At 59.4% G+C, this 13,954-nt stretch carries 15 protein-coding genes; 13 read left to right on the top strand and 2 right to left on the bottom strand.

Translation table 11 applies throughout. The features are described from left to right. The first annotated feature begins 59 nt into the window (after positions 1-59). The 3 genes from inhA (at position 60) to PDR5_RS09290 (ending at position 3,454) form a co-directional block, all read left to right on the top strand. A complete protein-coding gene (gene inhA, locus PDR5_RS09300) occupies positions 60-746 on the top strand; it encodes an isonitrile hydratase (protein WP_064594749.1) in 687 nt (228 codons plus the stop codon). Between the two features lie 248 nt (positions 747-994). Then, entirely contained in the window at positions 995-1,786 is a 792-nt protein-coding gene (locus tag PDR5_RS09295) for a CPBP family intramembrane glutamic endopeptidase (RefSeq protein WP_064594747.1), read from the top strand. Between the two features lie 102 nt (positions 1,787-1,888). Next, positions 1,889-3,454: a methyl-accepting chemotaxis protein gene (locus tag PDR5_RS09290; protein ID WP_064594745.1), complete on the top strand. Its 1,566-nt coding sequence runs from the start codon at positions 1,889-1,891 to the stop codon at positions 3,452-3,454. Between the two features lie 199 nt (positions 3,455-3,653). Here PDR5_RS09290 and PDR5_RS09285 read toward each other — a convergent pair whose 3' ends face one another. Further along, positions 3,654-4,013, bottom strand: coding sequence for a DUF6124 family protein (locus tag PDR5_RS09285; RefSeq protein WP_064594743.1), 360 nt, complete (start codon positions 4,011-4,013; stop codon positions 3,654-3,656). Positions 4,014-5,219: 1,206 nt separating this feature from the next. On the opposite strand from PDR5_RS09285, the gene PDR5_RS09280 reads away from it, so the two are divergent. Continuing rightward, positions 5,220-5,687, top strand: coding sequence for a hypothetical protein (locus PDR5_RS09280; RefSeq protein ID WP_064594741.1), 468 nt, complete (start codon positions 5,220-5,222; stop codon positions 5,685-5,687). A 50-nt stretch (positions 5,688-5,737) separates the two neighbouring features. Here PDR5_RS09280 and PDR5_RS09275 read toward each other — a convergent pair whose 3' ends face one another. After that, positions 5,738-6,418, bottom strand: coding sequence for an alpha/beta family hydrolase (locus tag PDR5_RS09275; protein ID WP_064594738.1), 681 nt, complete (start codon positions 6,416-6,418; stop codon positions 5,738-5,740). 86 nt (positions 6,419-6,504) lie between these two features. Here PDR5_RS09275 and ccoN (PDR5_RS09270) point away from each other — a divergent pair, with 86 nt between their 5' ends. The 9 genes from ccoN (PDR5_RS09270) to PDR5_RS29640 all read left to right on the top strand — a co-directional run bounded on the left by ccoN (PDR5_RS09270) (position 6,505) and on the right by PDR5_RS29640 (position 13,740). Continuing rightward, complete coding sequence (gene ccoN, locus PDR5_RS09270) at positions 6,505-7,929, top strand: cytochrome-c oxidase, cbb3-type subunit I (protein ID WP_011333291.1); 1,425 nt, start codon at positions 6,505-6,507, stop codon at positions 7,927-7,929. A gap of 10 nt (positions 7,930-7,939) precedes the next feature. Continuing rightward, positions 7,940-8,548, top strand: a complete 609-nt coding sequence (ccoO, locus tag PDR5_RS09265; protein WP_003223389.1) for a cytochrome-c oxidase, cbb3-type subunit II — start codon at positions 7,940-7,942, stop codon at positions 8,546-8,548. A gap of 3 nt (positions 8,549-8,551) precedes the next feature. Next, the gene (locus PDR5_RS09260; protein WP_064594736.1) at positions 8,552-8,749 is read left to right on the top strand and encodes a cbb3-type cytochrome oxidase subunit 3; all 198 of its coding nucleotides are present in this window, start codon (positions 8,552-8,554) and stop codon (positions 8,747-8,749) included. Beyond that, on the top strand, positions 8,746-9,699 hold the full coding sequence (gene ccoP / locus PDR5_RS09255; RefSeq protein ID WP_064594734.1) for a cytochrome-c oxidase, cbb3-type subunit III: 954 nt from the start codon (positions 8,746-8,748) through the stop codon (positions 9,697-9,699). Before PDR5_RS09260 ends, ccoP (PDR5_RS09255) begins: the two co-directional genes overlap by 4 nt. 481 nt (positions 9,700-10,180) lie before the next feature. Continuing rightward, a complete protein-coding gene (ccoN, locus tag PDR5_RS09250) occupies positions 10,181-11,623 on the top strand; it encodes a cytochrome-c oxidase, cbb3-type subunit I (RefSeq protein WP_039770049.1) in 1,443 nt (480 codons plus the stop codon). Further along, the gene (gene ccoO, locus PDR5_RS09245) at positions 11,623-12,231 is read left to right on the top strand and encodes a cytochrome-c oxidase, cbb3-type subunit II (protein WP_064594732.1); all 609 of its coding nucleotides are present in this window, start codon (positions 11,623-11,625) and stop codon (positions 12,229-12,231) included. Before ccoN (PDR5_RS09250) ends, ccoO (PDR5_RS09245) begins: the two co-directional genes overlap by 1 nt. Before the next feature lie 5 nt (positions 12,232-12,236). Then, complete coding sequence (locus PDR5_RS09240) at positions 12,237-12,422, top strand: CcoQ/FixQ family Cbb3-type cytochrome c oxidase assembly chaperone (protein WP_003175465.1); 186 nt, start codon at positions 12,237-12,239, stop codon at positions 12,420-12,422. Beyond that, positions 12,419-13,402, top strand: coding sequence for a cytochrome-c oxidase, cbb3-type subunit III (gene ccoP / locus PDR5_RS09235; protein WP_039770046.1), 984 nt, complete (start codon positions 12,419-12,421; stop codon positions 13,400-13,402). The genes PDR5_RS09240 and ccoP (PDR5_RS09235) overlap by 4 nt, the downstream gene beginning before the upstream one ends. A 161-nt stretch (positions 13,403-13,563) precedes the next feature. Continuing rightward, positions 13,564-13,740, top strand: a complete 177-nt coding sequence (locus tag PDR5_RS29640; protein WP_156669314.1) for a hypothetical protein — start codon at positions 13,564-13,566, stop codon at positions 13,738-13,740. Positions 13,741-13,954: the final 214 nt, after the last annotated feature.

Genomic DNA, 13,954 nt, shown 5'->3' with positions numbered 1-13,954 from the left:
TGCGCCAAAACCTACGCGCCTACAGTAAAGCCGTCCACCCCTTTTCACGGAGAAGAACCATGGCGTTGCAGATCGGTTTTCTGTTGTTTCCCCAGGTGCAGCAACTCGACCTGACCGGCCCGTACGACGTGCTGGCCTCATTGCCGGACGTGCAGGTGCATCTGGTCTGGAAGGATCTGGTACCGGTCACCGCCAGCACCGGGCTGGTGCTGAAACCGACCACCACCTTCGAGGATTGCCCGGCTCTGGATGTGATCTGCGTGCCCGGCGGTGCGGGCGTCGGGCCGTTGATGGAAGATGAGCAGACGCTGGCGTTCATCAAGGCGCAAGCGGCGGAGGCGCGGTACGTGACGTCGGTGTGCACCGGATCGCTGGTGCTCGGCGCGGCGGGTCTGTTGCAAGGTAAGCGGGCGACCACGCACTGGGCTTATCACGATCTGCTGCCGACGCTGGGCGCGATTGCGGTGAAGGATCGGGTGGTGCGTGACGGCAATCTGTTCACCGGAGGCGGCATCACGGCCGGGATCGATTTTGCCCTGACCCTGGCGCAAGAGCTGGTCGGTGTCGATACGGCGCAACTGGTGCAGTTGCAGCTGGAATATGCGCCGGCGCCGCCGTTTGATTCGGGCAGCCCGGAGACGGCGCCGGGTGCGGTTGTTGAAGAAGCCCGCAAACGTGCGGCGCCTTCGTTGAAGTTGCGCAAGGAGATCACCGAGCGCGCGGCGGCAAAGCTCAACCTGCGCTGACATTTCAGCCACACCCGAGAACTTGTGGGAGCTGGCTTGCCAGCGATAGCGGTGAGTCAGTTAATGAAGGTGTCGACTGTGCAGACGCCATCGCTGGCAAGCCAGCTCCCACAGTTTTTGTATTACCCACAGTTTTTTTGTCAGCCACAGGTTTGCGTGTTGTCCCGGTTTCTCGCCACACCTTCACTTGTCCCCTCGTCCCCACCCGTGTAGAAAGCCTGTCCACAAATCGTGCACAAGGACTTTCCATGACAGCTCTGCCATGGCTCTATCTCGGGCTTCTCAGCCTTGGTTACGGATTGGCGCTGAGTTTCGGCCAGCTCGGCTGGCTGGCGCTGATCTCCATTGCGCTGCTGGTTTTCGCCGGTTACGCCGTGCGCCAGCAAACCGTGCCGGTCGGGCGTTATCTCGGCCATGGCCTTTTTATCGTGCTGGCTCTGGCGCTGGCCCTGCACTGGTTGCCGGGCTTCTACAACGGCCGGGCCATCGAGCCGCAGCGCTTCACCAACAACGCCGTGCCGTTCTCGATGTACCTGAATCTCGACAAACCGCTGATTGGCTTCTGGCTGCTACTGGTCTGCCCGTGGATCGTCGCGCGGCGTTCGTTGCGCCTGACGGTGTACGCCACCGCGCTGGCACTGACGCTGAGCGTGATTCTGGCCCTCGGCGGCGCCGTGTTGCTGGGCATGATCACCTGGGCGCCGAAGTGGCCGGATCAGACGTGGCTGTGGGTGCTGAACAATCTGCTGCTGGTGACGCTGGTCGAAGAAGCGCTGTTTCGTGGCTATATACAGGGCGGCCTCAGCCGGCGTTTCAAACACCTGCCCTACGGCGAAAACCTCGCGCTGCTGCTGGCGTCCCTGCTGTTCGGCCTGGTGCATGTGGGCGCCGGCTGGCACTGGGTGTTGCTGGCGAGCCTGGCGGGTGTCGGCTATGGTCTGGCCTACCGTTTTGGCGGGCTCGGTGCGGCTATCGCCACACATTTTGGTCTGAACCTGCTGCATTTCGGCCTGTTCACCTATCCGATGCTCGCGGGTTGAAGCAAGGTCGGTTTTGCGACGCCGTACATATAAATGAAAAAAAATTTCAATAAATGACCGATACCGCCGACAACCTTTCAAAGCCTTGCGGATTGAAAAACCATGCGTAACAACCAGCCCATTACACAACGCGAACGGACTTTCCCGGCTCAGCAACGGTTGATTTCCACAACCGACGCCAAAGGCGTGATCACCTACTGCAACGACGCTTTCGTCGAAATCAGCGGGTTCTCGCGTGAGGAACTGATCCGTGCGCCGCACAACCTGGTTCGTCACCCCGACGTGCCGGCGGCGGTGTTTTCGCACATGTGGGGCACACTGAAACAAGGCTTGCCATGGATGGGCATTGTCAAGAATCGCTGCAAGACCGGTGATCATTACTGGGTGAACGCCTATGTAACGCCGGTGTTCGATGGCAATCAGGTGGTCGGTTACGAGTCGGTGCGGGTCAAACCCACCGCCGAACAGATCCGCCGTGCCGAAGCGCTCTACCAACGCATCAACCAGGGCAAGTCGGCGATTCCTTCGAGCGACAAATGGCTGCCGATTGTGCAGGACTGGCTGCCGTTCATTCTGGTCAGCCAGCTGAGCTTCATGATCGGCGCCACCCTGAACTCGCAGTGGGGCTTCGCCCTCGCCGCCGGTCTGTCGGTGCCGCTGGGCCTGCTGGGCCTGCAATGGCAACAGCGCGGGCTCAAGCGCCTGCTGCGTCTGGCCGAGCAGACTACCTCCGACCCGTTGATCGCACAGATGTACACCGACAGCCGTGGCGCCCAGGCGCGTCTGGAAATGTCGATCCTCAGCCAGGAAGCGCGCCTGAAAACCTGCCTGACCCGTCTGCAGGACACCGCCGAGCACCTGACCGATCAGGCCAAACAGTCCGACGCCCTGGCGCACAACAGCTCCAGCGGTCTGGAACGTCAACGCGTGGAAACCGAACAGGTCGCCACCGCCGTCAACCAGATGGCCGCCACCACGCAAGAAGTGGCGAGCCACGTCCAGCGCACCGCCGACGCCACCCAGGAAGCCAATCGCCTGACCGGCCGCGGCCGCGACATCGCCGGCGAAACCCGCGAAGCCATCCAGCGCCTGTCGGTCGTGGTCGGTGAAACCGGCCTGACCGTCACCCAACTGGCCAAGGACAGCGACGAAATCGGCGGCGTGGTCGACGTGATCAAAGGCATCGCCGACCAGACCAACCTGCTCGCGCTCAACGCTGCGATTGAAGCCGCGCGTGCCGGCGAAATGGGCCGTGGTTTTGCCGTGGTCGCCGACGAAGTCCGCCAACTGGCGCAACGCACCAGCGAATCCACCGGCCAGATCCACGCCCTGATCGCCAAGTTGCAGCAGACTGCATCCAGCGCCGTACAAACCATGGAAGCGGGCCATCGCCAAGCGGAAGAAGGTGTGGCACGGGTTCTGGAAGCGGATCAGGCACTGGTCGGCATCAGTGAAGCCGTGGCCAACATCACCGACATGACCACGCAGATTGCTGCGGCGACGGAAGAGCAAAGTGCGGTGGCTGAAGAGATCAGCCGCAACATCAGCAACATCTCGGAACTGGCGGACCAGACCTCGGAACAGGCGCATAACTCGGCGTTGTTGAGTGAAGAGCTGACGAAGACGGCTAATACGCAGTATTCGTTGGTGGAGCGGTTTAACCGCTGATTGTTCTGGCAATAAAGAAACCCCGGACAGCGAAAGCTTCCGGGGTTTTTATTGCCTGTCTGAAATGGACGTAGCCAGCACCGCCCTCTTCGTGGGCAAGCCCACTCCCACAGGGTTTCGCATTGGCCACAAAACCTCGTAACACCACCATCCTTGTGGGAGCGGGCTTGCCCGCGAAGAGGCCATAACAGCGAGCGAATTACTGAGGCAATTTCAGCCTATCCAGCAGTCGATTCACCAGCAGCTCGTTCAACATGATCAGCTGTTGCAGCGCCAGCAGCGGTTTGCGCTCAGGGCCTCTCGCAGAGTTGGCGATATTGCCGGCCATGGCGTTGGCTGACGACAGTGATTCACTGGCTTCGACGAGCAGCGTTTCGTCATCGAGCGTGGGATCGACCATGTAGATGGGGCGGGCCTTGGGTGGGAAGTACTTCGGAATCTCGGGGCCGAGGTAAAAGTCGAGTGCGCGGTCGGCGGCTTCTTTTGTCTTCTGGGACTCAAGCTCGGGGTCGTGAGGGGTTGGATCAGTTTCTGGTGGGTTTGGTGTGGCTTTGAACATAGATTTAACTCCAGTTTCGAATATTGAGGAGCCATCACCCTCGCTACCAAACGAAGGGTGGTGGCCATACGCGGGTTGGTAGACCGGTCGAAACGGGAAACCCGGCGCTCACAAAGGAGCCCCGCGCATGCCCACCATAAAAATCTGAGCCCCAAATAACGGACTGCATATGGTGACGCCATACGACGGTTTCGAAGCGGGCTACCAAACCCGATCACTGTTTTTCAGTGACAGGGAAACGATATAGCCCTTTCCGAACCGCGTAAGCCGGCGGATTCTGGCGTACGCGTAGGCAACGACGCAAGGTGTTGTAGCCCTCGTGGCGTAACGGTTCGTGTACTTTAAACGTGGTCAGGCGATCGTGTTTATTTGCTGGAAATGCTGGGATTGGGGGAGCTTTCAGTTTTTGTGGTGTGTCAGTGAAATCTTTCCCCTCACCCTAGCCCTCTCCCCGTGGGAGAGGGGACTGACCGAGGTGTTTGGGGGAGGTACGCCGACATGGGATACCGAGGTGAACTCAAGTTTTTGAAAGCACCTCAATCTGCCTCTCACCTAAGGGAGAGGGACTGACCGAGGTGCGTGGGCGAGGGACCCCGACGTGGGATTCCGAGTTGAACTCAAGCTTGAAAGCACCCCATTCGGCTCCCTCTCCTTGGGGAGAGGGCTGGGGTGAGGGGTAGGCTCGACACTGAAACCAAACCGTTCGCCAAACCATTCAAAACGATGAGCGTTAGCTCGAGTACCGCTTTTGATCTTGATCCACGGGCGACGTCGGAAGGCTGAGTGGAGGGATTTATCCGGGGGTGGGAGCGCAGCGACCGTTTGGCGAAGCCAAACACATCGAGAGGAGGTGCAGCGAAGCAAACCGTAGGCGATGCCCCCCGGATGAATCCCGGAGCGAAGGAACACCGAGCCTTAGCGAGCGGGCCGAACGTAGGAGCAAGCGTTTTTGGTTACTTTTTAGGCGTTCGGTGCGTGTCAAAAAAGTGAGTCGCAGTAAGGGCAAAACCCTAAGCAGCCATCACCGCAGCAACGGATATACACCCCATCAAGGCAATTTTATTAGCTGACCACTACAAGCACATATGAAGCCATCCGCCTAGCTGTCAGGTTTGACAGTAGACGCTCATCTTGAGGAAGGCATATCAAGTGTTTGGCGATCTATTAAAAGAACGCCAATCACCCTTCATGAAAAAGGAACTCCAGATGAGCAGCCTTACTGTTTTTGTCCCTCGATCCCATAGCCCTACGATCCTTGCAAATCAGTTCCACTGGAAATTTGGAAGCAATCCCGAAGTGGCAGCTGAAAGATCCCTGTTTTATCTACATGAGTATCCGCCAACGGGGGAGTTGTCTTGGTCAATCTCAGGATCGACCGGATCAATTTCTGGCGGAGACTACTTCGCCTACAGCATGAGTTTCCCGTACATCAATGACGCCCCTCTCAAAGCCACCTACACGCTTAAGGACAAATTGAGCTTCAGACACAGTCATTCAATTCCCGCGCCGGATGGCTTTGATGGATGGAGTGTGGTCGATGCCGATGAAGCCACCCTGACCATAGACCTCGATCCTGCCAAGGGAATCGCAGTAGGTACTTTTGAAGCAAAGTTCAAAAGTCATGGCTATCGGACACAGCCCATCGGACGCTTTAACCTGGTGATCAGTGAATAGCGTCCACGGTTTCCGACATAAAGGATGTGCCCGGACTTTACCGGTCAGGGCTACATCTGAAGAAACCCAGCCACCTTCTCCGCAGCCGAAGCCAAATGCTGCTCATGCGTAAACCCGGAAACCTTGAGCGGCTTCAAATCATGATCCCCCGCAGCCAGCCAAAACACTTCAATACTCGGCGATAAGGAATACCCTTCAACAGCGTCCCGATTGCCAAGCGCATCCCGCTCCCCCTGAACAATCAACGTCCGAGTCTGCAAAGAAGCCAGATGTTCGACCCGTGGCTTCTCCGGCTTCCCAACCGCATAAAACGGATAACCCAGACACACCAGGGCATCCGCGCCAAGCTCATCGGCAAGCAGACTGGCCATCCGCCCCCCCATCGATTTCCCGCCAACCGCCAAAACCCCAGCGACATGAAGTCGCACCAAGCCATAAACCTCACGCCAACATTCGAGCAACTTCGGCGCCGGATTCGGCGGACGCTTGCTGCCGTCGATACGCCGCTGCGCCATATAAGGAAACTCAAACCGCAACACGTTGATACCAAGCCCAGCAAGGCGCCCAGCCATATCCGTCATCCACTCACTGTCCATCGGCGCCCCCGCCCCATGCGCGAGAATGAGCGTCGCCGAAGCCTCACCAACAGCGGCATCCCAAAGCCACCCGTGATCCCGCAGGCACTGCGCCCATTGATCCCCGTCAATACTGGCCTTGTGCTGTTTGTCCATGCTTGCCTCGCTTTTAGTCTGCCTATAACTCCAGGCGAAGGACGCGCTGTTGGCGCTCACTTCGGCTGAACCGTGGATGGGGAACCATGAACACTTCTATCAGTACCGCCTACAACTACAAGGTGGTCCGCCAATTCGCCATTATGACGGTGGTGTGGGGCATCGTCGGCATGGGGCTCGGGGTTTTTCTCGCGGCTCAATTGGTCTGGCCCGAACTCAACTTCAACCTGCCGTGGACCAGCTTCGGACGCCTGCGCCCGCTGCACACCAACGCGGTGATCTTCGCGTTCGGCGGCTGTGCCTTGTTCGCCAGTTCGTTCTACTCGGTACAGCGCACCTGCCAGACGCAATTGTTTGCGCCGAAAATCGCCGCGTTCTGCTTCTGGGGCTGGCAACTGGTGATCCTGCTGGCGGCCATCAGCCTGCCACTGGGTTACACCAGTTCCAAGGAATACGCCGAGCTGGAATGGCCGATCGACATCCTGATCACCATCGTCTGGGTCGCCTACGCCATCGTGTTCTTCGGCACGATCATGCAGCGCAAGACCAAACACATTTATGTGGGCAACTGGTTCTTCGGCGCGTTCATCATCACCGTGGCGATCCTGCACATCGTCAACAATCTTGAGTTGCCGGTGAGTTTCACCAAATCCTACTCGGTGTACGCCGGTGCAACCGACGCGATGGTGCAATGGTGGTACGGCCACAACGCCGTAGGCTTTTTCCTCACCGCCGGTTTCCTCGGGATGATGTACTACTTCGTGCCGAAACAGGCCGAACGCCCGGTGTATTCGTATCGCCTGTCGATCGTGCACTTCTGGGCGCTGATCACCCTGTACATCTGGGCCGGCCCGCACCACTTGCACTACACCGCGCTGCCGGACTGGGCTCAGTCGCTGGGCATGGTGATGTCGCTGGTGCTGCTGGCACCGAGCTGGGGCGGGATGATCAACGGCATGATGACCCTCTCGGGCGCCTGGCATAAGTTGCGCAGCGACCCGATCCTGCGCTTCCTGGTGGTGTCGCTGGCGTTCTACGGCATGTCGACCTTCGAAGGTCCGATGATGGCGATCAAGACGGTGAACGCCCTCTCCCACTACACCGACTGGACCATCGGCCACGTACACGCCGGCGCCCTCGGCTGGGTGGCGATGATTTCCATCGGCGCGCTGTACCACATGATCCCGAAAGTCTTCGGCAAAGAGCAGATGCACAGCATAGGCCTGATCAACGCGCACTTCTGGCTCGCAACCATCGGCACCGTGCTCTACATCGCTTCGATGTGGGTCAACGGCATCGCCCAGGGCCTGATGTGGCGCGCAGTGAACGAGGACGGCACGCTGACCTACTCCTTCGTCGAAACCCTGGTGGCCAGCCACCCGGGCTTCGTCGTGCGGCTGATCGGCGGGGCGATCTTCCTCAGCGGCATGTTCCTGATGGCTTACAACACCTGGCGCACCGTGCGGGCCTCGCAGCCTGCTGACGTCGTTGCTGCCGCGCAGATGGCCTGAGGAGTCCGCCATGAAACACGAAACGATTGAAAAGAACGTCGGCCTGCTGATGCTGCTGATGGTGTTCGCCGTGAGCATCGGCGGCCTGACCCAGATCGTCCCGCTGTTCTTCCAGGACGTGACCAACAAACCGGTGGAAGGCATGAAGCCCTACACCGCGCTGCAGCTGGAAGGTCGCGACATCTACATCCGCGAAGGCTGCGTCGGTTGCCACTCGCAGATGATCCGGCCGTTCCGCGCCGAAACCGAACGCTACGGGCACTACTCGGTGGCCGGGGAAAGCGTATGGGATCACCCGTTCCTGTGGGGCTCGAAACGTACCGGTCCGGACCTGGCCCGGGTTGGCGCGCGTTACTCGGATGACTGGCACCGCGCGCACTTGTACAACCCGCGCAACGTTGTACCGGAATCGAAAATGCCGGCCTATCCGTGGCTGGTCACGCAAGCGGTCGACAGCAGTCACACCGAAACCAAGCTCAAGACCATGCGCACCCTCGGCGTGCCGTACACCGACGACGACATCAGCGGCGCGGTGGCCAGCCTCAAGGGCAAGACTGAAATGGACGCCCTCGTCTCCTACCTGCAAGTGCTCGGCACTGCGATCAAGAGCAAGAGGTGAGCCATGGTCTTTGAATTGAGCGCGGGGCTGATTCGCGGCCTCGGCACGGTCGTGGTGTTCGTGGCCTTCGTTGGCCTGACCCTGTGGGTGTTCAACCGCAAGCGCACGCCGGAATTCGCCGAAGCGCGCCTGCTGCCGTTTGCCGACGAGCCACAACCCGACATTACCCAAGCACCTGAAACAAGGAGTACCCGGCCATGACCACCTTCTGGAGTACGTGGATCTGCGTACTGACCATCGGCAGCCTGATCGGCCTGACCTGGCTGCTGGTCGGCACCCGTCGGGGCGAAACCAAGGGCAGCGTCGACCAGACCATGGGCCACAGCTTCGACGGCATCGAGGAGTACGACAACCCGCTGCCGCAGTGGTGGTTCATGCTGTTCGCCGGCACGCTGGTGTTTTCCGTGGGCTATCTGATCCTTTATCCGGGCCTGGGCAACTGGAAAGGCATCCTGCCCGGCTACGAGGACGGCTGGACCGGCGTTCACGAGTGGGAAAAGGAAATGAGCAAGGCTGACGCCAGGTTCGGGCCGATCTTCGCCAAATTCGCCGCGATGCCGGTGGAAGAAGTGGCAAAGGACCCACAGGCACTGAAAATGGGCGGCCGTCTGTTCGCCTCCAACTGCTCGGTGTGCCACGGCTCGGACGCCAAGGGCGCGTTCGGTTTCCCTAACCTCGCCGACAAGGACTGGCGCTGGGGCGGCAGTGCGGAAACCATCAAGACCACCATCATGGGTGGCCGGATGGCGGCGATGCCGGCGTGGGGTGAAGTGCTGGGCGAGACTGGCGTGAAAAACGTCGCCGCTTATGTGCGTCATGAACTGGCGGGGCTGCCACTGCCGGCGGATAACAAGGCTGATCTCCAAGCGGGTCAGCAGGCGTTCAGCACAACCTGCACCGCCTGTCACGGGGCAAACGGCCAGGGCACCGAAGCGATGGGCGCGCCGAACCTGACGCATCCGGCCGGTTTCATCTATGGCACCAGCCTGACCCAACTCGAGCAAACCATCCGCCATGGCCGTCAAGGCCACATGCCAGCTCAGAACGAGCTGCTGGGCAACGATAAAGTGCAATTACTGGCCGCTTATGTGTACAGCCTGAGCAATGGATTGAATACGGAAAAACTGATTACTGAGGACAATAAAAAGTAATCATTGCGCACAAGACTGCCGCACGTTTCCAGTGCGGCAGTTTCCAGCCCCTTTGCGACGCATTGTCGCACCCCTTCACCCCCTCTCCTTTCGGTTACCCGGATTCGGGTCTACGCTTGCTCGATGCGGACTGGCCCGTGCCGGTTCCAGGTCGACCCCGAGCGAGGCGTTGAACGAATCGGCTGACTGACATGGCCGCAAAGGCCGGTAGATACCGGCTGTCGTGCCCATTACCGTCCGTCACCCGAACCGAGCGTTCGAACACACCCCGTTACATCCGACCGGGACCCCTCGCTTTTTTCGTCCGCTGCGACATTTTGCCCGAGGGCAATTTTGTCCTTACGCGGCGCATGGAAAGGCCGCAGAATCAGCGTTGGAAAGCATTGACCCAGGTCATGGCGCGTTGCATTGACCCCCTGCTTTCTACATACTTGCGGCCGATTTTAATCCTAATAAAACACCCAAACCGTGGAACCTTAGAATGAGCACAGCAATCAGTCCGACTGCTTATAACTATAAGGTAGTCCGCCAGTTCGCCATCATGACGGTGGTCTGGGGGATCCTTGGCATGGGGCTCGGTGTCTTCATCGCCTCGCAACTGGTTTGGCCGGAGTTGAACTTCGGTCTGCCGTGGACGAGCTTTGGACGCCTGCGCCCGTTGCACACAAACCTGGTGATTTTCGCCTTCGGTGGTTGTGCACTGTTTGCCACTTCCTACTATGTCGTGCAGCGAACCTGCCAGACGCGACTGATTTCCGACAGCCTCGCGGCCTTCACCTTCTGGGGATGGCAAGCGGTGATCGTCGGCGCGATCATTACCTTGCCGCTGGGTTACACCACCACCAAGGAATACGCGGAACTGGAATGGCCGATCGCCATTTTGCTGGCCATTGTCTGGATTTCCTACGGACTGGTGTTCTTCGGCACCATCACCAAGCGCAAGACCAAGCACATCTATGTCGGTAACTGGTTCTACGGTGCGTTCATCGTGGTGACCGCGATGCTGCACATCGTCAACCACATGTCGCTGCCGGTCAGCCTGTTCAAGTCCTACTCGGCCTACTCGGGCGCCACCGACGCGATGATCCAGTGGTGGTACGGCCACAACGCCGTGGGCTTCTTCCTGACCACCGGTTTCCTGGGGATGATGTACTACTTCGTGCCGAAACAGGCCGAACGTCCGATCTATTCCTATCGTCTGTCGATCGTGCACTTCTGGGCGCTGATCACTCTGTACATCTGGGCCGGTCCGCACCACCTGCACTACACCGCTCTGCCGGACTGGGCACAATCGCTGGGCATGGCGATGTCGATCATCCTGCTGGCGCCAAGCTGGGGCGGCATGATCAACGGCATGATGACCCTGTCGGGCGCCTGGCATAAGCTGCGCACCGACCCGATCCTGCGTTTCCTGGTGGTATCGCTGGCGTTCTACGGCATGTCGACCTTCGAAGGTCCGATGATGGCGATCAAGACCGTCAACTCGCTCTCGCACTACACCGACTGGACCATCGGCCACGTACACGCCGGCGCTCTCGGCTGGGTAGCGATGATCTCGATCGGCGCGATCTACCACATGATCCCGAAACTGTTCGGCCGCGCGCAGATGCACAGCACCGGCCTGATCAACGCGCACTTCTGGCTCGCGACCATCGGTACCGTGCTGTACATCGCTTCGATGTGGGTCAACGGCATCACTCAAGGCCTGATGTGGCGTGCAATCAACGACGACGGCACCCTCACCTACTCGTTCGTCGAAGCGCTGCAGGCCAGCCACCCTGGCTTCATCGTCCGAGCTCTGGGCGGTGCGTTCTTCGCCAGCGGCATGCTGCTGATGGCTTACAACGTATGGCGCACCGTTCGCGCCTCGAACCCGGCTGAAGCCGAAGCCGCCGCCAAGATCGCCGTAGTTGGAGCTCACTGATGAAGCATGAAGCTGTCGAGAAGAATATTGGTCTGCTGGCCTTCTTCATGGTCATCGCCGTCAGCGTCGGTGGCCTGACCCAAATCGTTCCGCTGTTTTTCCAGGACGTCACCAACAAGCCGGTCGAAGGCATGAAGCCGCGCTCCGCCCTTGAACTGGAAGGCCGCGACGTTTACATCGCCAACGGCTGTGTCGGCTGCCACTCGCAGATGATCCGTCCGTTCCGTGCCGAAACCGAACGCTATGGCCACTACTCGGTCGCCGGTGAAAGCGTCTGGGATCACCCGTTCCTGTGGGGTTCCAAACGTACCGGCCCGGACCTGGCCCGCGTCGGCGGTCGTTACTCCGATGACTGGCAGCGTGCGCACTTGTACAACCCGCGCAACGTCGTCCCCGAGTCGAAAATGCCGGCCTACCCGTTCCTCGTAGAAAACAAGCTCGATGGCAAAGACACGGCCAAGAAAATGGAAGTGTTGCGCACGCTCGGCGTCCCTTACACCGACGAAGACATCGCCGGTGCAAGAGATGCCGTGAAGGGCAAAACCGAAATGGACGCGCTGGTGGCCTATCTGCAAGGCCTGGGCACCATCATCAAAAGCAAACGGTGATTCTGATGGATATCGGGATGATTCGAGGCCTGGGCACCGTTGTCGTGATGGTTGCCTTCATCGGCCTGGCGTTGTGGGTGTTCAGCCCCAAGCGCAAGTCGGAGTTTGAAGACGCGACCTTGCTGCCCTTCGCGGATGATCCCGAAGCCATCAAGCACGTCGAGCAAGCTTCTAGGAGTAACAAAGAATGACTACATTCTGGAGTCTGTACGTCACAGTCCTCAGTCTCGGTACGATCTTTTCCCTGACCTGGCTGTTGCTGTCGACCCGCAAGGGCCAGCGCAGCGAACAGACGGACGAGACGGTCGGCCACTCCTTCGACGGGATCGAGGAGTACGACAACCCACTGCCGAAATGGTGGTTCATGCTGTTCGTGGGCACCATCGTGTTTGCGTTGGGTTATCTGGTGCTGTACCCGGGCCTGGGTAACTGGAAAGGCCTGCTGCCGGGCTACAACTACCTCGATACCGAGAAGCAGACCGCGTTCGCCAACGGCCAGACCGGCTGGACCGGCGTTCACGAGTGGGAAAAGGAAATGGCCCGTTCGGACGCCAAGTTCGGTCCGATCTTCGCCAAGTTCGCCGCCATGCCGATCGAAGAAGTCGCCAAGGATCCACAAGCCCTGAAGATGGGTGGCCGTCTGTTCGCCTCCAACTGCTCGGTCTGCCACGGCTCCGACGCCAAGGGCGCTTATGGTTTCCCCAACCTGACCGACGCCGACTGGCGCTGGGGCGGCGAGCCGGAAACCATCAAGACCACCATCATGGGCGGTCGTCACGCGGTGATGCCAGCCTGGGCTGAAGTGATCGGTGAGCAAGGCGTGGCCGACGTGGCCGCGTTCGTGCTGACCAATCTGGATGGCCGCAAGCTGCCGGAAGGCACCAAGGCAGACCCGGCCAACGGCCAGAAACTGTTCGCTGCCAACTGCGTGGCCTGCCACGGCCCGGCGGGCAAAGGAACGCCAGCGATGGGCGCACCTGACCTGACTCACCCGGCCGCGTTCATCTACGGTTCGAGCTTTGCACAACTACAGCAGACCATCCGTTACGGCCGTCAGGGCCAGATGCCTGCCCAGGAACAACTGCAAGGCAACGACAAGGTTCACCTGCTGGCGGCTTACGTTTACAGCCTGTCCCACGGTGAAAAACCTGCGGAAGCCGAGGCCCAGTAAGGCTAACGCCTGAAGCAAACAAAACGGCCCCGCCAATGAGAATTGGCGGGGCCGTTTTGCATTCCGGCACCTTTCATGATTTGAGACGAATGCTCGATGGACGCTTAATGAGGTGCCCTGTAGCTTGTCGTTCGACACATTGACCTCAAGGAAGAAAACCAATGCGAGAATCTGATCACGACTGCGTTCAACCCCGTGACGATTTCCTTTACGCCTATTCGGAAATTCAAACCACACCTACCGAAGCCCCTGCCAGCGACAAAACAAAAACAGTCGAACGCGCCGAGAAGAGTAAAGGCAACGGGCTGGACAGTCTCGGAGGTGGAAAACTGGTTTGATGCCGCTCAAGACAGGCATGTCAGCGCATTCCGGGGGCTCGTTCGGGAGAACGGGACCAAGGATCGTCTATAGTCAATTGATCTGCATCATGCTTTGTTACATTCGCTACACCATTCATGATTTTTCCCCAACGCGACCAAAGGTCGCACCCGTTCGTCGGTAGTACAGGCGTATCATTGCGCCACCGCAACACCCCTTTTTGACCCCGGCCGG

The sequence above is a fragment of the Pseudomonas sp. DR 5-09 genome (assembly GCF_001655595.1).
Lineage (GTDB): Bacteria > Pseudomonadota > Gammaproteobacteria > Pseudomonadales > Pseudomonadaceae > Aquipseudomonas > Aquipseudomonas pharyngis.
The sequence above is the reverse complement of the archived record's forward strand: the minus strand, read 5'-3'. Positions and strand labels throughout refer to the sequence as shown.